The sequence below is a fragment of the Mesorhizobium sp. P3_B5 genome (genome assembly GCF_056402815.1).
In genome coordinates this window covers 40419-59759 of the sequence record NZ_JBFUGR010000010.1, presented here as the reverse complement: position 1 = coordinate 59759, position 19341 = coordinate 40419, and the positions used below count along the sequence as shown (strand labels likewise).

At 62.8% G+C, this 19341-nt stretch carries 16 protein-coding genes and 1 pseudogene; 11 read left to right on the top strand and 6 right to left on the bottom strand.

What is annotated here, in order from left to right; translation table 11 throughout:
• Window positions 1–6: 6 nt before the first annotated feature.
• Entirely contained in the window at window positions 7–852 is an 846-nt protein-coding gene (locus AC1DVW_RS22710) for a sigma-70 family RNA polymerase sigma factor (protein WP_477326268.1), read from the top strand.
• A gap of 357 nt (window positions 853–1209) precedes the next feature.
• Complete coding sequence (locus tag AC1DVW_RS22705; RefSeq protein WP_477326037.1) at window positions 1210–1491, top strand: hypothetical protein; 282 nt, start codon at window positions 1210–1212, stop codon at window positions 1489–1491.
• A gap of 54 nt (window positions 1492–1545) precedes the next feature.
• On the opposite strand, the gene AC1DVW_RS22700 is transcribed toward AC1DVW_RS22705, so the two are convergent.
• Window positions 1546–2454: a hydrogen peroxide-inducible genes activator gene (locus AC1DVW_RS22700; protein ID WP_477243135.1), complete on the bottom strand. Its 909-nt coding sequence runs from the start codon at window positions 2452–2454 to the stop codon at window positions 1546–1548.
• Window positions 2455–2581: 127 nt separating this feature from the next.
• Here AC1DVW_RS22700 and katG point away from each other — a divergent pair, with 127 nt between their 5' ends.
• On the top strand, window positions 2582–4771 hold the full coding sequence (katG, locus tag AC1DVW_RS22695) for a catalase/peroxidase HPI (protein WP_477326035.1): 2190 nt from the start codon (window positions 2582–2584) through the stop codon (window positions 4769–4771).
• A 77-nt stretch (window positions 4772–4848) separates the two neighbouring features.
• Here the strand turns inward: katG and AC1DVW_RS22690 are convergent, their stop codons facing one another.
• Window positions 4849–5526: an MIP/aquaporin family protein gene (locus AC1DVW_RS22690; protein WP_477326033.1), complete on the bottom strand. Its 678-nt coding sequence runs from the start codon at window positions 5524–5526 to the stop codon at window positions 4849–4851.
• Between the two features lie 318 nt (window positions 5527–5844).
• Here AC1DVW_RS22690 and AC1DVW_RS22685 point away from each other — a divergent pair, with 318 nt between their 5' ends.
• The 3 genes from AC1DVW_RS22685 to AC1DVW_RS22675 all read left to right on the top strand — a co-directional run bounded on the left by AC1DVW_RS22685 (window position 5845) and on the right by AC1DVW_RS22675 (window position 8372).
• Window positions 5845–7134, top strand: a complete 1290-nt coding sequence (locus AC1DVW_RS22685) for an RsmB/NOP family class I SAM-dependent RNA methyltransferase (protein WP_477326031.1) — start codon at window positions 5845–5847, stop codon at window positions 7132–7134.
• 139 nt (window positions 7135–7273) lie between these two features.
• Window positions 7274–7732, top strand: a complete 459-nt coding sequence (locus tag AC1DVW_RS22680; protein ID WP_477243140.1) for a PaaI family thioesterase — start codon at window positions 7274–7276, stop codon at window positions 7730–7732.
• Between the two features lie 4 nt (window positions 7733–7736).
• Window positions 7737–8372: a 5'-methylthioadenosine/S-adenosylhomocysteine nucleosidase gene (locus AC1DVW_RS22675; protein WP_477274586.1), complete on the top strand. Its 636-nt coding sequence runs from the start codon at window positions 7737–7739 to the stop codon at window positions 8370–8372.
• Window positions 8373–8382: 10 nt separating this feature from the next.
• Here the strand turns inward: AC1DVW_RS22675 and AC1DVW_RS22670 are convergent, their stop codons facing one another.
• A complete protein-coding gene (locus AC1DVW_RS22670) occupies window positions 8383–8700 on the bottom strand; it encodes a hypothetical protein (protein ID WP_477243142.1) in 318 nt (105 codons plus the stop codon).
• A gap of 84 nt (window positions 8701–8784) precedes the next feature.
• Between AC1DVW_RS22670 and AC1DVW_RS22665 the strand changes: the two genes are divergently transcribed.
• A complete protein-coding gene (locus AC1DVW_RS22665; protein WP_477326029.1) occupies window positions 8785–9288 on the top strand; it encodes a MarR family winged helix-turn-helix transcriptional regulator in 504 nt (167 codons plus the stop codon).
• Window positions 9289–9344: 56 nt separating this feature from the next.
• Window positions 9345–10907, top strand: coding sequence for a glutamine-hydrolyzing GMP synthase (guaA, locus tag AC1DVW_RS22660; RefSeq protein WP_477326027.1), 1563 nt, complete (start codon window positions 9345–9347; stop codon window positions 10905–10907).
• A 278-nt stretch (window positions 10908–11185) separates the two neighbouring features.
• Here the strand turns inward: guaA and AC1DVW_RS22655 are convergent, their stop codons facing one another.
• Both AC1DVW_RS22655 and AC1DVW_RS22650 read right to left on the bottom strand, forming a co-directional pair.
• Complete coding sequence (locus AC1DVW_RS22655; RefSeq protein ID WP_477326025.1) at window positions 11186–12031, bottom strand: fumarylacetoacetate hydrolase family protein; 846 nt, start codon at window positions 12029–12031, stop codon at window positions 11186–11188.
• Window positions 12032–12097: 66 nt separating this feature from the next.
• Window positions 12098–12777, bottom strand: a pseudogene (locus AC1DVW_RS22650) (aldo/keto reductase); the annotation flags it as partial.
• Between AC1DVW_RS22650 and AC1DVW_RS22645 the strand changes: the two are divergent.
• Window positions 12718–13161, top strand: coding sequence for an aldo/keto reductase (locus AC1DVW_RS22645; RefSeq protein WP_477326266.1), 444 nt, complete (start codon window positions 12718–12720; stop codon window positions 13159–13161). The pseudogene AC1DVW_RS22650 and the gene AC1DVW_RS22645 overlap by 60 nt on opposite strands.
• Window positions 13162–13442: 281 nt before the next feature.
• Here AC1DVW_RS22645 and AC1DVW_RS22640 read toward each other — a convergent pair whose 3' ends face one another.
• Window positions 13443–15662 carry a mechanosensitive ion channel family protein gene (locus AC1DVW_RS22640; RefSeq protein ID WP_477326023.1) on the bottom strand — a complete coding sequence of 740 codons (2220 nt, stop codon included), beginning with the start codon at window positions 15660–15662 and terminating at the stop codon, window positions 13443–13445.
• Window positions 15663–16154: 492 nt separating this feature from the next.
• Between AC1DVW_RS22640 and AC1DVW_RS22635 the strand changes: the two genes are divergently transcribed.
• Both AC1DVW_RS22635 and AC1DVW_RS22630 read left to right on the top strand, forming a co-directional pair.
• Window positions 16155–16373 carry a glycosyltransferase family 2 protein gene (locus tag AC1DVW_RS22635; protein ID WP_477326021.1) on the top strand — a complete coding sequence of 73 codons (219 nt, stop codon included), beginning with the start codon at window positions 16155–16157 and terminating at the stop codon, window positions 16371–16373.
• Between the two features lie 6 nt (window positions 16374–16379).
• On the top strand, window positions 16380–19340 hold the full coding sequence (locus tag AC1DVW_RS22630; protein WP_477326019.1) for a trifunctional glycosyltransferase/class I SAM-dependent methyltransferase/polysaccharide deacetylase: 2961 nt from the start codon (window positions 16380–16382) through the stop codon (window positions 19338–19340).
• The last annotated feature ends 1 nt before the right edge of the window (window position 19341 follow it).

Below are 19341 nucleotides of genomic sequence, written 5' to 3'. Positions count from 1 at the left end.
AAGCCAATACCCGGGGATGCAGCGGCGGAATTCGATCCGCTGCGTCCAAAACTCATGCGCGTTGCCTACCGCATGCTCGGCTCCGTCGCCGACGCCGAGGATATGGTGCAGGAGGCCTTCATCCGCTGGATGAGGGCCGACCGCGCGGCGGTGCGCGAGCCCGAGGCGTTCCTGCGCCGCACGTTGACCCGCCTCTGTCTCGACCAGCTCAAATCTGCGCGTCGACAGCGCGAGACCTATATCGGCCCTTGGCTTCCCGATCCTGTCGTCGAAGAAGACGAGGTGGAAGACGTCACCTTGCCGCTGATGCTGGTGCTGGAGCGCCTGTCTCCGCTCGAGCGCGCGGCCTTCCTGCTGCACGATGTGTTCGGCCTGGGCTTCGAGGAGGTCGCCGAAACCATCCAGCGCGACCCCGCCGCCTGTCGCCAGCTCGCCGCCCGCGCGCGCAGCCACGTGCGGGACGCCCGGCCGCGTTTCCAGATGGAACGGCAACGCAGCCTGGCGCTTGCCGAGGCCTTTTTCGCGGCATCGCGCAGCGGCGACATGCAGGCGCTTGGCAGCATGCTGGCGGCCGATGTCAGCGCCCATGCCGATGGCGGCGGCAAGCGCCCGGCGGCGATCGAGGCGATCCTCGGCTTCGATGCCGTCCTCAAGCAATACGCCTATATAGCCACCCTGATTCCGAAGAATGGCTCAACACTCGTTCGCGTCGGTTTTGTCAACGGACTGCCGGGTTTCGTCACGCGGGAAGCCGATGGTGAGCTGCAGACCACCGCGCTCGAAATCGAGGACGGAAAGGTCGCGGCGATCTATGTGGTGCGCAACCCGGATAAGCTCAGGCATCTGCATTAGTCTGGATTGCAGGCGATCCGTTTTTCGAGGCCTCACATTGCCAAACGCGGCCCCGCCCTAAGCCCCCAGCTCCGTATTCACGCCCAGCGCCTCTTCCGCCTCATCGTCATCCGGAAGGATCTCGCCGTTCACTAGCGCTTAAGATGCGACGATCCCTGTTAACCATCGATTAACTATGCGGTCGCCTTTATCTCGATGTTGGAGCATACTGATTTTGGTAGCGAACGAGAGAGCGATTGTCTGACACGAGCGCCTGTCACTTCGACCGTGCGCGACAGCCGAAATCAGAAAAAGAAGCGACGGAATACCGTTGTCTCCCAGGGAGGCGCCATCATCAGGTTTGATGAGGAGCGCCAAATGCAGATCGAAGAAGCAGTCACCGCAGCGACGGCAGAAGCCAGCCCGCTTCTGTCTTGCCTCGGCCAACCCGTCGTCGCCTACCATGTCGCGGCAATCATGAGAGAGACGGACGCCGAACACGCCCGGGCGATGCAGCTCGCATTGATGCGGCGAAGCATCGAGGCTCTCGTCGATGATGGTTTGGAAAGCGTCGAAGCCGAACTCTTTGCATCACAGTTCCAAGGTCGCGTTGGCTTGACCTGGGAACTCCTGCATTTGTCCGACAGCACACCGCACTGACCTCTGCCAAACCGGCCTCGATGACCGCGGGTCAGCAGCAGGCTTACGCCAGCCTCACGCCGCCAGCACCGCAGCGTCCAGCCCTCGAATAATCTTCGCCAGCTCAACACACTCGTCGTGCCGCACCTTGTTGCGCCGCCATGCCAGGCAGATCGTGCGTTGCGGCATCGGCTCCTGGAACGGCACGATCTTCAGGTCGCGCATACTGCTCGCCGGCCCTGCCGCCATTTCCGGGATGAGCGTGACGCCGAGCCCGTGCGCCACCATCTGCAAGAGCGTCGTCAGGCTGGTGGCACCGTAGCTTGCCATCGCCACCGGGCGCACGCTGCCGCAGACGGCGAGCGCCTGTTCGCGCAGGCAATGGCCTTCCTCCAGCAGCATCAGCCTTTCCAGCGCCGGGCTTTCCGGCGGCACCGGCGGCGAGGCGAAAGCGGGATCGCCTGATGGCACGGCGAGAAAGAAGCGGTCGGCGAACAGCGCCTCGGTGATCAGGCCGGGATGGTCGAGGGGCAGGGCGGCGATGAAGGCATCCAGCTTACCCGAATTGGTGTCGTCGAGCAGTGCTGCGGTCACCGCTTCGCGCAGTTCGAGCTGCAGCGCCGGGAAATGCCGTTTCAGCTCCGGCAGTACATGCGGCAACAGATAGGGTGCCACCGTCGGGATGATGCCAAGCCGGAAGCGGCCTTCCATGGCCGGGCGGCCGCGCCGCGCCGTGGTCTCGATCTCGCGAATGTCGGCAAGAATGCGCTCGATGCGCGGCAGCATGACCAGCGCCTCGTCGGTCATCCGCACCGCTTTGCCGCCGCGCTCGAACAGCCGGCAGTTGAGCCGCTGCTCCATCTCGGCGATCTGCGACGACAACGCCGGCTGGCTGACGCCGGCGAGTTTCGCGGCGCGGCCGAAGTGCAGCGTCTGCGCCAGCGCCTCGAAATAATGCATCTGTCGCACGGTGAGGCCAATCATAAGGAAAACCTATCGCAACAAACAGGAAAGGCAATTTGTTTTTATCGGCTAGGCAGCCTAGTCTGGAACCATTCCAGAGTGGCGCGGCTCAAGGCCCGCCCGGGAAATCAGCGAATTGGAGAGCAAGATGGACGCGAACACTGACGATCCCAGCGCGGGCAAATGCCCGGTCGTGCACACGACAATTGCCAGGGCCAACCGCGACTGGTGGCCGAACCAGCTCAACGTCCAGGTTCTTCACCAGCAGTCGCCGCTGTCGGATCCGATGGGCGAGGCGTTCGACTATGCCGAGGAATTCAAAAGCCTCGACCTCGACGCCGTCATCAAGGACCTGCATGCGCTGATGACCGACTCGCAGGAATGGTGGCCGGCCGATTTTGGCCATTACGGCCCGCTGTTCATCCGCATGGCATGGCACAGCGCCGGCACCTACCGCATCGGCGACGGCCGTGGCGGCGCCGGAGCCGGCCAGCAGCGTTTCGCGCCGCTGAACAGCTGGCCGGACAACGTCAACCTCGACAAGGCCCGCCGCCTGCTGTGGCCGATCAAGCAGAAATATGGCCGCAAGATCTCCTGGGCCGACCTGATGATCCTCACCGGCAACGTCGCGCTGGAATCGATGGGCTTCAAGACCTTCGGCTTCGCCGGCGGCCGCGCCGACGTCTGGGAGCCCGAGCAGGACATCTATTGGGGTCCCGAAGGCAAGTGGCTGGCCGACGAGCGTTACAGCGGCGACCGCGACCTGCAGAACCCGCTCGGCGCCGTGCAGATGGGCCTGATCTACGTCAACCCGGAAGGGCCGAACGGCAACCCGGATCCACTGGCCTCCGCCCGCGATATCAGAGACACCTTCGCCCGCATGGCGATGAACGATGAAGAGACCGTCGCACTGATCGCCGGCGGCCACACCTTCGGCAAGACCCATGGTGCGGGCGATGCTGCCCTGGTGGGCGTCGAGCCGGAAGGCGCCGAGATCGAGCAGCAAGGCCTCGGCTGGGCCAACAAGTTCGGCACCGGCAAGGGCGGTGACGCGATCGGGAGCGGTCTCGAAGTGACCTGGACCACGACGCCGACCAAGTGGAGCAACGACTTCTTCGACAACCTGTTCGGCTTCGACTGGGAACTGACCAAGAGCCCGGCCGGCGCGCATCAGTGGACGCCGAAGGGCGGCGCCGGCGCCGGTACTGTCCCGGATGCGCACAATTCGGGCAAGCGTCACGCGCCCGCCATGCTGACCTCGGATCTCGCGCTGCGTTTCGATCCGTCCTACGCAACGATCTCAAAACGCTTCCATGAGAATCCGGACCAGTTCGCCGACGCCTTTGCCCGCGCCTGGTACAAGCTCACCCACCGCGACATGGGTCCGCTCGTGCGTTATCTCGGCCCGCTCGTTCCAAAGGAAGAGCTGCCTTGGCAGGACGTCATTCCGGCCGTCGATCATGTCTTGATTGACGAGCAGGATGCCGAAGCGCTCAAGGCCAAGATCTTGGCGTCCGGCCTTTCGGTGGCGCAGCTGGTCTCGGTGGCTTGGGCGTCGGCCTCGACCTTCCGTGGCTCCGACAAGCGCGGCGGCGCCAACGGCGCGCGCATTCGCCTCAGCCCCCAGAAGGACTGGGCCGTCAACCAGCCGGCGGAATTGGCCAAGGTTCTCGACAAGCTCGAAGCGATCCAGAAGGACTTCAACGCTTCGCAGACCGGGGGCAAAAAAGTCTCGCTGGCCGACCTGATCGTTCTCGGCGGCAATGCCGCTATCGAGAAGGCCGCCGGCCACAGCGTGGACGTTCCGTTCTGGCCAGGCCGCATGGACGCCTCGCAGGAGCAGACGGACATCCACTCCTTCGCACCGCTGGAACCGACAATTGACGGCTTCCGCAACTATGTCAGCGGCAAGCAGCGCCTGTCGCCTGAGGAGGCGCTGGTCGACCGCGCGCAATTGCTGACGCTGACGGCGCCGGAGCTGACGGTTCTGGTCGGCGGCCTGCGCGTTCTCGGCGCCAATGCCGGGCAGTCGAAGCACGGCGTCTTCACCAGCCGGCCGGAAACGCTGAGCAACGACTTCTTCGTCAATTTGCTCGACATGGGCACCGAGTGGAAGGCGACGACGGACGCCAAGGACGTGTTCGAGGGCCGCGACCGCAAGACCGGCGAAGTCAAGTGGACCGGCACCCGTGCTGACCTCATCTTCGGTTCGCACTCGCAGCTGCGCGCCATCGCGGAAGTCTATGCAACGGCCGACGCCAGGACGAAGTTCGCGAAAGACTTCGTTGTGGTATGGACCAAGGTGATGAACGCCGACCGCTTCGACATCGCCGGCTGATCCAGCCAGAGCTCTGTCTCACAAAAAAGGCGCGGGCCGTGGCCCGCGCCTTTATCTTATATCCAGCCCTCGAAAAATCAGTCCTTTTCGAAGATGCGCGCCTTGGCAACGACGCCGGCAATCGCCCCGCCGATCAGCGGTGCGACAATGAACAGCCACAGCTGGCCGATCGCCGCACTGCCCGAAAACAGCGCCGGACCGATGGAGCGGGCCGGGTTGAGCGACGTGCCTGTGACCGGGATGATGGCGAAGTGCAGCCCCGCCAGCGTCAGGCCGATGACCAGCCCGGCGAACGCCGTCGAGTGCTTTTCCGCGGTTACGCCGAGGATCACCGTGACGAAGGTGAAGGTGCCGATCAATTCCCACAGGAAGGCCGAGCTGACGCCCCATTTCGTCACGTCCCAGCCATTGGCACCGAAGTTGGTGATGGGCTCGCTGGTCTTGCCGGAGACGATGATCCACAGCGCCAGCGAGGCGAGGATCGCGCCGATGATCTGCGCGATCCAATAGGGAACGACATCCTTGGCGGGCAGCCGGCCGGCAAGGAAGACGCCGAGCGTCACCGCCGGATTGAGATGCGCGCCCGAGATCGGGCCGATCGCATAGGCCGCCGCAATCAGGCCGATGCCGAACGCCAGACCGATGCCTTCCTGGCCAAGCGGCAGCGCGCCGCCGAAGCCACCCGTCACCACCGAAGCCGTGCCGATGAACACCAATAGAAATGTGCCTAGAACTTCCGCCAGGTAAGTCTTCATTGCCCTCTCCTCGTATCGATCCGCTGGCCTGCTTTTTTGCGCCGCGAATCATGGCGGAAAGAGTATTCCCAACGGAAAAACTTGGAAAGCAGAGCGGTTGCGCCACAGATCATGCTTGCAGTCGCCAGTTGCGAACATTAGAGACCTGTCATCTATTGAGTGGTCTGTCGTTGCACGGACATATACTGGCCGGGTAGCTTCGCCGGCCCCGATTGGCATTGCCTCATCCAGCGAGGCGGAAGCGGGGTTCAATCCGGACGCGAAAGGCTCTAAGAGCAGGCCGAGAAGATCATGCGCTCGATTTTGGTGGAATGACGAATGAGACTGGGCGGACGGCTGGCGGCAGCCATCGAAGTGCTGGAAGACATTAGCCGGCGCCACCGGCCGGTGGCCGACGCGCTGAAGGACTGGGGCCTGTCGCACCGCTTCGCCGGCGGCGGCGACCGCGCGGCGATCGGCAACATCGTCTACGACGCGCTGCGCCACAAGCGTTCCGCCGGCTGGCTGCTCGGCGATGACACGCCGCGCGCCGTCGGCTTCGGGGCGCTTCTGCTCGAATGGAACCAGACGGCGCTGTCGCTGAACCAGGCGCTCGACGGCGACAAGTTCGCACCGCCGCTGTTGAGCGAAGAGGAATTGAAGACGCTCGCCGACCGCCGCCTTGCCGATGCGTCGCCGGCGGTGCGGGCCGACATTCCCGACTGGTGCGCGCCGCTTCTCGAAAGGACCTTCGGCGAGACATGGGTCGATGAAGGGGCCGCCCTTGCCACACGCCCGCCGCTCGACCTCCGGGTCAACACGCTGCAGGCCGATCGCACCAAGGTGCTGGCCGAATTGGCCGAGACCGGCGCCAAGGCCGCACAGATCGCGCCATACGGCATTCGCATCCCGCCGATCGACGGCGACGGCCGGCATCCGAACGTGCAGGCAGAACCCGCCTTCCAGAAAGGCTGGTTCGAGGTCCAGGACGAGGGCTCGCAGATTGTCGCCGCATTGGCCGGCGCCGAGGCCGGCATGCAGGTGCTCGACTTTTGCGCCGGGGCCGGCGGCAAGACGTTGGCGCTGTCGGCGGCGATGGGCAATAAAGGCCAGGTGTTTGCCCATGATTCCGAGAAGGCGCGACTGGCGCCGATCTTCGACCGCATGCGCCGCTCGGAAAACCGCAACGTGCAGATCGTCACCAAGCCGGCGGAACTGGCGCCGCTCACTGGCCATATGGACATCGTCCTGGTCGACGCGCCTTGCACCGGCAGCGGCACCTGGCGGCGCCGTCCCGATGCCAAATGGCGGCTGACGCAAAGACAGCTCGACGCGCGCAAGGGCGAGCAATCGGCGATCCTCGATGTGGCCAAAGCTCACGTCAAACCGGGCGGGCTGCTGGTCTACATCACCTGCTCGGTCTTCGATGAGGAGAATGGCGAGCAGGTTGCCGCCTTCCGGGAACGCCATGACGGGTTTGTCCAGCTCGATCATCGCAAGCTGTGGGACGGCCGCTTTCCGGGCCACGCGGCCGCCGCACGGATCGGAGAAAGCGGCGATATTTCATTGTCGCCTGCGCTGAGTGGCACCGACGGGTTTTACTTCTGTGCGCTGCGCCGGGCTGGCTGACCTTGCCTGAACTCCGGCAATCCGCAGCGGATCGGTCCGCCGGGGGCAAACGCGGCTGATTGCTGCAGTGCAGCAATTGCGATTGCCTGCCGCCCATGCCTCTGCGATAAGCTTTGCCAGGAAAACAAAGGCGTTGGCCATGGCAGCAAAGATCGTACCCGCCCCGGACTATGAGGATCGCGTCAGGACCTCTTTTGCCCGCCAGAAGGCAATGGCGACGATCGGCGCCGAACTGACGCTGGTGACGCCCGGCATCATCGAGATCGAGATGCCCTATTCAGCGGCACTGACCCAGCAGCATGGCTTCCTGCACGCCGGCGTCATTTCGACGGCGCTGGATTCTGCCTGCGGCTATGCCGCGTTTTCGCTGTTGCCGGAAAGTTCCAGCGTGCTGACCATCGAGTTCAAGGTCAATCTGCTGGCGCCGGGCAGGGGCGAACGCTTCCTGTTCCGCGGCTCGGTGACCAAACCCGGCCGCACCATCATCGTCGCCGACGGCCAGGCCTATGCCTTTACCGCCGACGGCGAGGCCAAACTCATCGCCACCATGACCGGCACCATGATGACGGTGGTCGGCCGTGATGGCATAGCGGGCTGAGCCGATGGGTGACGTCGTGCGCATCGGCGGCAAGTCCGTCCTCTTCGTCATGGCGGCGCAGGCGGAGTACGGCCCGCATTTGCAGCGTCTGTTCACGCCGCTGATGACCGGCGTCGGGCCGGTCGAGGCCGGCGTCAGGCTGGGCGCTGAACTCGCCCGCCTGAAGTTTGAAAAGGCGCTGCCGGACCTCATCGTCTCGCTTGGCTCGGCCGGCAGCCGGACACTGGAGCAGGCGGAAATCTACCAGGCCGTTTCGGTCAGCTATCGCGATATCGACGCCTCGCCTTTGGGTTTCGAGAAGGGCGCCACACCGTTTCTCGATCTGCCGGTGACCGTGCCGCTGCCGCTCCGGATTCCTGATATCAGGCAAGCGACGCTGTCGACCGGCGGCGGCATCATTTCCGGCGCCGCCTACGATGCCATCGCCGCCGACATGGTCGACATGGAGACCTTCGCCTGCCTGCGCGCCTGCCAATTGTTCGGCGTGCCGCTCATCGGCTTGCGCGGCATTTCCGATGGCGCCGCCGATCTCAGGCATGTCGGCGACTGGACCGAATATCTGCACGTCATCGACGAGAAGCTGGCGGGCGCCGTTGGGCGGCTCGAACAGGCGATCGGTGACGGCCTGCTCGGCGCTTGACCGCAACCGATCAGGCCGCAAGGCGTTCCGGATCGCCGAAATCGATGCGTGAAATGCGCCCGCGCACGGTGCCGGTCGCGTCGACATAGTCGATGGCGCCCGGCGTGTGGTCGAGTTTCCAGGCGCCGGTGGGGCCGTCCTGCCATTCGACCTTGTAGCCGTCGTCCTGCAGCGTCCAAAGCCCATGGAAACGGGTGCCGTCCGGCAGCAGCATGTGCGCACGGGTCCCCGTTTCGTAGTGGATGAAGGCGCTCTTGCCGCCCATATCGATGACATGCGTGGTGCCGATCATGATAATGGCCAGCGTATCCTTGTTCAGAATTGTCATTGTCCCTGTCCGAAGGTTTGAGTTCGAAAACGCTCGACGCAATGGAAATCGTCAAGTACCTTGACTATATGGAGTCCTGAGAAAATGGTCAAGGAGCTTGACGAAAAAACCGATGCACTGCCCGATCACGTCGGCTGGCGGCTGTGGCAGGTAAGCCGTGCCTGGCAGGCCGAGTTCGCGGCCGCGATGCGCACCGCCGGCCATGGCTGGTTCACCGAAGCGCGCGCCGGACTGCTGGGGCACATCCCCCGCGGCGGCATGCGCCAGTCGGCGCTGATCGATCGCTCGGCGATCTCCAAGCAGGCGGTTCAGCAATTGCTCGACGGCCTGGAAGCGGACGGCGTGCTGGAGCGTCTGCCCGATCCCATGGATGGTCGCGGCAAGCTTGTGCGCTATACCCGCAAGGGGCTGGACGCCTTGCGCGACGGCGACCGCATCAAGCTGCAGATCGAACAGGGCTACATCGCCCGTCTCGGCCAGCAGCGCTTCGCGGCGTTGATGGACGCCTTGCGCTCCCTCGACGCGGGGCAGGCGCACGCATTGGAGAAACCCGTCGGACCTCGAGACGAAGCACCGGAATCGAAGTGAGAGGCGCGGCTTTCTAACCCATTGCGCCGACTCATTTCTTTCTCTAAACGCTCGCCATGAAGACAGCCAATCACCCCGACACCGTCCTGATTGTCGATTTCGGCAGCCAGTTTACGCAGCTCATCGCCCGCCGCATCCGCGAGGCCGGCGTCTTTTCCGAGATCGTGCCGTTCCAGTCGGCCGAAGCAGCGTTCAAACGCATCAATCCGAAAGCCGTCATCCTCTCCGGCGGCCCGGCCTCGACCTCCGATATCGGCAGCCCGCGCGCGCCGCAGATCGTCTTTGACGCCGGCGTACCGGTGCTCGGCATCTGCTACGGCCAGATGGCGCTCTGCGTGCAGATGGGTGGCGTCGCCGAGAGTTCCGATCACCGCGAATTCGGCCGCGCCTTCGTCGAGATCGAAAAGGACAGCCCGCTGTTCGAGGGCCTGTGGGCGCCCGGCCAGCGCCATCAGGTGTGGATGAGCCACGGCGACCGCGTCATCTCGCTGCCCAGGGGCTTCGAGGTCCTGGGAAAGTCGGAGGGCTCGCCCTTCGCCATCTTCGGCAACGTCGCGCGCAGGATGTACGGCATCATGTTCCACCCCGAAGTGGTGCACACGCCGGACGGCGCAAGGCTGCTGCGCAACTTCGTCCACAACATCGCCGGCATCGAGGGCGACTGGACGATGCGCGCCTACCGCGAGCACGCGGTCGAGACCATTCGCAAGCAGGTCGGCAAGGGCAAGGTCATCTGCGCGCTATCGGGCGGCGTGGACTCCTCGGTTGCGGCCTTGCTCATCCACGAAGCGGTCGGCGACCAACTGACATGCATCCTTGTCGACCATGGCCTGATGCGCAAGGACGAGGCGGCAGGCGTCGTGGCGATGTTCCGCCAGCACTACAATCTGCCGCTGATCCTGGTCGATGCGTCGGAAAAATTCATCTCGGCGCTGGAAGGCGAGTCGGACCCCGAGAAGAAGCGCAAGACCATCGGCCGGCTGTTTATCGAGGTGTTCGAGGAAGAGGCCAAGAAACTCGGCGGCGCCGATTTCCTGGCGCAAGGCACGCTCTACCCCGACGTCATTGAAAGCGTCTCCTTCACTGGCGGCCCGTCGGTGACCATCAAGTCGCACCACAATGTCGGTGGCCTGCCCGATCGCATGAACATGCAACTGGTCGAGCCGCTGCGCGAACTGTTCAAGGACGAGGTGCGGGCGCTCGGCAAGGAACTCGGCCTGCCCGACAGCTTCATCGGCCGCCATCCTTTTCCCGGCCCCGGTCTCGCGATTCGCTGCCCGGGCGGCATTACCCGCGAGAAGCTGGAGATCCTGCGCGAGGCCGACGCCATCTATCTCGACGAGATCCGCAAGGCCGGTCTCTACGATGCCATCTGGCAGGCCTTTGCCGTGCTGCTGCCGGTGCAGACCGTCGGCGTTATGGGCGATGGCCGCACCTATGAATTCGTCTGCGCGTTGCGAGCCGTCACCTCGGTCGACGGCATGACGGCGGATTTCTACCACTACGACATGACGTTCCTCGGTGCCGCTGCCACGCGCATCATCAACGAAGTGCGCGGCATCAACCGCGTGGTCTACGACGTGACCTCGAAGCCGCCCGGCACGATCGAGTGGGAATGATTCAGACCCACCCAAACGCCGCCGAGAACACGCCAATCTGCGACGTAACATGCTGAAAACAAAAATAAATCGTTCCGGGGACAATCAGCGACAATCGGTACGCACATAAGTCCGCATGGCGGATATCGGCTGCCTTGGGATATGACGCCTCGCAGACCCTGCTTGGCCATTCCGGCAAGAAGGTGATCCGCTGCCGAGCATCGTGCTACCGAGATGGCACAGCGCCACGCCTCGCGCAGCGCCTTTGAGTCACGCAAAAGGCTCGGAGGGAGAGCCGCCTACACGTCCGCCCTAAATGTCTGCTTCTGCTGGCCGAGCCCTTCGATGCCTAGCTCCACCACATCACCAGCCTTCAAAAACACCGGCGGCTTCATGCCGAGGCCGACGCCGGGCGGTGTGCCGGTGGAGATGATGTCGCCGGGGTGCAGCGACATGAACTGGCTGAGATAGGAAACCAGATAGGCAACGCCATAGACCATGGTCCTGGTCGAGCCGTTCTGCATGGTCTTGCCGTTGACCGTCAGCCACATTTTGAGGTTTTGCGGATCTGAAACCTCGTCCTTGGTGACCAGCCACGGTCCTGTCGGGCCAAACGTGTCGCAGGACTTGCCCTTGGTCCACTGGCCCTGACGCTCGGCCTGGAAGGCGCGCTCGGACACGTCGTGGGCGACGCAGTAGCCGGCAACATAATCCAGCGCGTCGGCCTCGCTGACATATTTTGCCGTCTTGCCGATGACCACGGCCAGTTCAACCTCCCAGTCGGTCTTCTCGGAGCCGCGCGGGATCAGGACGTCGTCGTCTGGCCCAACAATGGCCGAGCTTGCCTTCATGAAGATGATTGGCTCCGACGGCACGGTGGCGCCGGTTTCGGCGGCGTGGTCGGAATAGTTGAGGCCGATGCAGATGAACTTGCCGGTGCCGGCAACGCAGGCGCCGAGGCGCGGCTTGCCGGAAACGGCCGGCAACGACTTCGCATCGAGCTTCGACAGCGCGGCGAGCGATGCCGGGTCAAGCGTCTTGCCGGCAATGTCGGTGACATGAGCGGAAAGATCGCGGATCGTTCCATCGGCGTCGAGCAGGCCGGGGCGTTCGCTCCCGATCTCGCCATAGCGCAGCAGTTTCATCTTGTTCTCCTGATTGCGCGACAGACGGTAGCAAACTGTCCCATCGATGCGGCCAGCGGTGTTTGATCACCAGCGCTGGTGCACGTAGGGCTTGATGTCCTGGTCGTAGATATCCCGGATATTGCCCATGAGTTCGACGGACAGCGGCGCAAGCTCCGCGGCTTCGGCATTGGCGATGGCCTGCGCGGGATTGCGCGCGCCCGGGATGACCACCGTGACCGCGTCGAACATCAGGATCCAGCGCAGGGCAACTTCGCCATCGTCGTGTCGCCCGAAACGAGTGGCCGGATGCGTTCGACCACAGCCAGCCCGACTTCGTAAGGCACGCCCGAGAAAGTCTCGCCGACGTCGAAGGCCTCGCCGTTGCGGTTGAATTTGCGGTGGTCACTGTCCTCGAATTTGGTCTCGGACTTGAACTTGCCCGACAGCAATCCGCTCGCCAGCGGGACACGGGCGATGACCGCCACATTGTTCTTCTTCGCGAGATCGAAGAACAATTCAGCCGGGCGCTGCCGGAAGGCATTGAAGATGATCTGGACGCTGACGACGCCGGGATATTGCATCGCCTTCAGCGCCTCTTCGACGCGCTCGACGCTGACGCCGTAGTTGCGGATCTTGCCTTGCTCCACGAGGCGGTCGAGCCGCTCGAACACTTCCGGGTGGTAGTAGAGGTCTGTCAGCGGGCAATGCAGTTGCACGAGATCGAGCGTGTCGGCCTCGAGATATCTGAGGCTGCGGTCGATCCAGTCGGTCCGCTGGCGACCTTGCTGCCACTGTGCGAGCAGCGCGGCACCAGGATCATCATCGGTGGTCCCTACAATTCCGGCATCCTGGCGACAGGAGCGGTCAAGGGCGCGACCTTCAACACCCGGCTGGCGCCGGAACCAGTGCTGGAGCGTGTGCGGCGCATCGAGGTGATCTGCGCCCGCCACAATGTTTCACTGCCCGCGGCAGCCTTGCAATTCCCGCTGGGGCATCCCGCCGTTTCGAGCGTCATCCCGGGCGCGCGGTCGGTCGAGGAACTGACGCAAAACCTGGGCTATCTCAGAGAGGATATTCTCCCGGCTCTCTGGGTCGATCTCAAGGGAGAGGGGCTCATCGAGCTCGGCGCACCCGTTCCCGCAACGTGACAAACGACCTGAAAGATGGATGAGGCGGACCGGAAGAATCGCACTTTCGCGCCGCCTGAAGCTCCTTTGGAGCTATCGCTTGCGAACGTAATTGGTTGGTCGTGAGCCTAGTTGGTCTTTACCTGGCCGACGCGGTTTTCGGCAATCCAGCGGGCGGCAAGCACCAAAGCGCCCATACTGAAATCCTTGCCATGCTTGGCCACAAATTATCGACTACCCAAGTCACTGATTTTTTTGGCCCTGCGAAAAGCCGCGCTGTGACCGGCGGTGTCACAGCTTTCCTACTCCGTTGTGCCAGCTTTTTTTCTGCGCCGATTGGTGTGCGACTGCGCGACCGCCATTTGCAACTCGGGTGTGATCTCCAATGGCGCATTCTCTGCATCATGTGGGTTCTGTAGCCCTTGGACGTGGACAGTCGGAAATGGCAGTTCGATGCCCTGCTCCTTGAAGACCTGGCGCAGGCGCACATAGAATTTGCGTTTCATGCCAAAGGCGCCTCCGGGTCTGGTCATGGCCTTGACCCTCAATACGATGCCGTACTCGCCGAATTCCTGTACGCCCTGCATCTTGATCGGGTCGAGCACCCAGTTTTTGAACTCGGGATCTTCCGCCAGTTCGAGGCCGATCCGCTTGATCAGCTTACGGGCGAAGTCGATATCGGTGTCATAGCCGACGGTGATGTTGAATTTGTCGATGACCCAGTCACGGCTTTGGTTCTGGACTGCCCCGAGTTCACCGAACGGTATCGTGAACAGCGGACCACGATGGTGGCGCAGCTTCACCGAGCGCAGCGAAAAGCTTTCCACGGTACCCTTGTAATTGCCCGAGGAAATATATTCGCCGACCCGAAACGCATCATCGAGCAGAAAAAACACGCCCGAAATGATGTCCTTGACGATGGTCTGTGCGCCAAAGCCCACCGCGACGCCGACGACGCCGGCGCCGGCGATCAGCGGGCCGATCTGGATACCCAGCGAGGCGAGCATCATCAACACCGCCATCACGATGATCGATGCAAGCAGAATGTTCTGGAGGATCGGCAACAGCGTGTGCAGCCGCGCCTGTTGCGGATCGAGGATCGGGACCTCCTCCTCGCTGATCACAGGGTGCGGTGTTTCGATGCCCAGTTTTCGCTCGATCAAAGCCTTGATGATCGACCAGCCGAAATCGGCTGCGAGGGCAATGACGACCACATTGATCAAGCCACGCAATATGAATGTCGTCGTCGTATCGCTGTCGCGCATGGATTGCATGTTCAGACCCCACACACGCGCGAGAAAGTAAGCCGCCGCCAGGATGAAAATCATTCGGATTGCGCGATCGATGACGGCGATCGTCACCGCCGGGATCGTAGGCCGGCCGGCATCTTCCGAACCCGGCCGCAGGACGAAATTAACCCCGCGCTGCGTCAGCACGACTGCCAAAGGCAGGAAGAATGCGGCGAAGGTAAACCAGAAGTACGTATAAAGGCCGCCGATGCGCTGCAGGAACAGGGTGACGAAATAAGCAGTCAACAACCATGTCGCTTCCATGTGACCGCTGTGGCGCGCACCGTCTCGCTGCATTCTTGGCCGACGCCAGATGGCAAGCAGCAAGAGCACCAGCAGCACGAAATCGGCGCCCAGTGAAAGGACCATCATTCCGTCCTGATCGATGCCGAGCCCCGGCAAGAGGATGAACGCGGCGCCAAAGAAGGCGAAGACGCCGACGATCCGGGGTAGCCAATAGGACCAATGGTCAGCCACTTCGTTGGAGATAGGCAAAGCACGAACCTCGACGGCGTTCTCGACGTTCATGAAGGAAGGGACGAGCGTGGCCATGACGTACAGGCGCACACCCCATGTAACGACTGCCGCCATCAGAAATGTCAGTACAATCTCGCGGATAAGCATTGGCCAGTCGAACAGCATGAACGCGCCGGCGCTGCCCAGTGCAAACGAGACGATGAGCATGCTGGAATAAAGCGCGCGACCACCAATCTTCTTGGCTCGCCCGATGGGTGTATCCTTCGACTGCGCGATAACCCAAAGACGAAATGGGCGGGTGACTTTGTACGTCGCCCAAGTGAGCGCCAGGCCGGCAGCGATGAACATCGCAATCAGGATCAATACGCTGACAGGCCCCTTGCTGGACATATCCTGCATGGTCTCTGCCCGAACGCGCGCGAACTGGCCTGGCAGCAGGGGCAAGGTCCGCACGATCCGTTCGATATGATGCCTGACCCGATCGAGCGTCGAGGACGCCATCGTATTCATCTGGCCGGGTGCGGCCGCAGCGTCGGACGATACGTCGGTCGGCGAAGCTCCCGTCTTGGCAGGCGTTGATCCGGCGTTCTGATTTCGTTGTTCGGCCACCCAGGCCTTCACCGACGGATCGTCGAGAAGCTCGAACAGCTGTTTGACCCTTTCAGGCGGGACGGTTGCCGGCGCCTGCGCCTGTGCCTGACCAGCCAACAAAAGGGCGAAACCAAAGACGAGCGGCCTGGCAATCAGGACAAACATCGCAGTCAGATCTCCGAGCCGGCATGCCGGATGCGCCCCGTTCCTGGCTCCCAATCGTCGAATCATGCGTGGCATCGTGCTATAACCTTCCGGTCAAATCGGCGGGCAACGACATCTATGTCCATCGTTGCTCCTACCTTGAACAAGCCGATCTTGTGGTGCAAGACGTCATCGTTCCTAGCTAGACCGTTGGGCAGGGCACCTTGGCGTTGGCGGTGTTTATTTAGCCGCCGGGGGCAGGGGATTCCGGCCTTGGCCTAGGCCTCCAGCCGCTCTATGGACTAGGCATCCGTGATGCAGGGCGCAGAACGCCCGGCACCAGAATCCCAGGCCAATGCTACGAGGGCATCAGCGCTTGCCATTCAGCCTGTCTTCAAGTCTTTTTTTGCCTGCCTCTAATTCGCCCCGTTCTTGACAGGGCAGTGCTGCCATCCGATGCCGTCATCCGTTTTTCGACATTCGCCGACTCTTGCCGAAGAGAACGAAAGCTCGATGATCCAGGACAATGAACCCGCAGGCGGTGTGGTATCGATGTTCAATGCCGAGCAAACCATCGGCGCAACGCTTGCCAGCATCCGCAGGCAGACCTATCAGGTACTGGATATAGTCGTGGTGGACGATGGGTCGACGGACGGATCGGCGTCGATTGTGACGGCCTACGCCGAGAAAGATCAACGGATCTTGTTCTATCTTCGAACCAGGCGCGGGTAAGACGGCGTGGCGCATAATCCCTTGGTTTCAATCGTGGTCCCTGCTCGCAACGCGGAGGTAACGCTGGCGCGCGCACTCGATTGCCTTCTCGATCAGGAAATTGTGGATTGGGAGGCGATCATCGTCGACGACGCCTCCACGGACCGCACCCCCGCGATCATCGCCGGTTATGTGGAGCGCGATGCCCGATTTCGGACGTTGAGCTCTTGCGCGCATAGCGCAGCCGGCGCGCGCAATAGCGGGATTTCGACAGCGCGCGGCCACTGGCTCATGTTTCTGGATGCGGACGATTGGGTGGATGCCAGCTTCCTTGCGAAAATGCTGGCCGCGCTGAAAACCGCTCCCGATGCAGTGGCCGCCTATTGCGGTTCTCGGCGCGTGATGCCCGATGGCGAACTCACCCCTTCGAGCATCTCAACGGAGGTTGCGATCCGGCCCTTCGAAACGCTCGCCCGCCGGTGTGCCATCCGCACGCACGCACTGCTGGTCGACCGGGAGACAATTGTCGAGTTGGGCGGTTTCGATGTGTCGCTGCGCACCTGCGAGGACTGGGATCTGTGGCAGCGCCTCGCACGTCTGGGCAAAAATTGGGTGCTGGTCGACGAGCCGCTCGCTTTCTATCGGGCCAGCCCCAATGCACTCTCCCGCAATTCAACGCAGATGCTGGTAGATGCGGAAATCGTGATCGCCCGCGGCTTTTCTGCTGATCCCAGGGTCAAACACCCGGCGTCAGCGCACGCCAATGGAGCGATTTCGGCGAACGGCGGCACCGCTACCGAAGCACTCGCGTGGTTCGCGTTGTGGAACGCCGCGTCGGATTGCGGCTGCGGCTCGCGCTCGATCGACCCGCAGTCCCTGCGCGCGCTCCCGGCAGGACGTAAGTGGGCGCGTGAGATCGCCAAGGTGGCCGTCGATGGCCTTATGGCAGGAAGCCTGTCGGTGCCAGCGCAATTGGCTGCCAGCTGGGACAGGTTCGGCGGCGCCATCACCGAGTTGATCATCGAACTCGGCAAGGTCTGGGACAATCCCGCAGCGGCTCGCCGCGTCCAGTATCACCTTGAGCAGATGCTTCTCGAGGCCGACGATCTTGCCGCGCCGCGTAGGCTGGCGCGGACACTTGGACTTCGCGTCGACGCTCGAAATCCGACCTCGATCGAACTTCCGGAAGGAATCGATCAAATCTATGCCTACCTGATGATGGATGGCCAGATCGAGGCTGTCGTGCAGTTCGGCGTACTCGGGACAGTGACAACGGATCATTGGATCGAATTGATTCTGGATGTCGTGCCGCCTGAGCGGCTTTCAGACAGTCCCGCAAGGCTTGCGAGACGATCGCCTCTACCGCAAGAGGGCACCTGTGCCGACACGTCAAACACGCTTGCAGCCGAGGCATTGTTGTCCACAGCCGAACGCCGGTCCGATCCGGACGGTCACTTCGGCAAACTCGCCCAATTGGCCGCTGAAGCGCGGGAGCTGGTTCGGTCGAGCGCCGAACCAGCACAGCCTCCTGCAGCGCGGCGCCGAGCACGGGCCGCGGATAGGAATGATCGCACGGCGTTCTGGAACAGCTATTTCGCGACCGAGGATCCGTGGAACTACGGCTCGCTCTATGAGCAGGAAAAATATCAGCGGCAGCTCGAAATCCTGCCTGCCGGTCCCATCGGACGGGCGCTTGAGCTGGCCTGCGCGGAGGGCCACTTCACGCGGCAGCTGGCACCGCGTGTGAGCCATTTGACCGCAACCGACATCTCCGCCGTAGCCATCGAGCGGGCCTGTGCGCGATGTAGTGATCAGCCTAACATTGAGTTCGGCGTGCTGGATTTCGCCGCGGACACGCTGCCGGGTGAGATGGATCTGATCTTTTGTTCGGAAGTGCTCTACTATCTGGATGATCTCGCCGAGTTGCGGCGCATCACCAAAAAATTCGCTGAGGCGTTGGCGCCTGGCGGCAGTTTCATCAGCGCACACGCATTCGTGCTGCGTGACAATGTTGAAAGGACGGGCTTCGACTGGAACACATTCGGTGCCCAAGCGATCTCAGAGGCGCTGGCAGCGACCGAAGGCCTCGTCTTGGAGCAATCGATCCAGACCGAGCTCTATCGCATAGACCGCTTCTGCCGCCTGTCACCGGACGACGAGGCGACGGAGCCGGTGATTGATCATGTGCCAATCCGCGCGCCCATCGAAATCGGGGTCGCGCGAAATATCATCTGGGGCGGGGCGCGGGCCTTGCGCCGCGACGTCGCGCGTAACGAGCGGCGGCAGCGTATCCCTGTCCTCATGTATCACAGCGTCGCCGATGATGGTCCGGCCGCGCTTGCCCGTTTTCGGCTCACGCCCGCCGCATTCGCCAGCCAGATGGCCTGGCTGCGCGCCAATGGCTTTCACGCGATTAATTCCGAGCAGTTGGAAGGGTTCATCGCCAACCGTCAACCTTTCGTTGGCCGCCCAGTGCTCATCACCTTCGATGACGGCTTCCAGAACTTTGCCGACCATGCGTGGCCGACCTTGCGTGCGAACGACCTGACCGCGGAAGTGTTCCTGGTGACGGACCTGGTGGGTAAAGGTGCACAGTGGGACGCCTACAGCGGTCCGCCGACGCAGCTTATGGACGCCGGGACGGTGCGACGCCTCGCCGGCGAAGGTGCTTTCTTCGGAAGCCACATGGCGACGCATCGCGCTATCGATGGTCTGTCGAGTTCTGACCTGGCCGCCGAGCTCCTGCGCTCTCGTATGTTCATCGAACGGTGGACCGGTCGGCCAACCACGGCGTTCACGGCACCCTTCTCTGTCACCGACCGGCGGCTTGGCCGGCTCGCCAAGGAGTGTGGCTATCGAGTAGGCTTCGGCCGCAAACACGGGCCGGCGGACCTCGACTGCGATCCCATCGACCTGCCGCGCATCGAGATTCGCGGGGACCGCACGCTCGATGACTTTGTTGCCACTGTCGAGGCCGTGCTCGAATGAA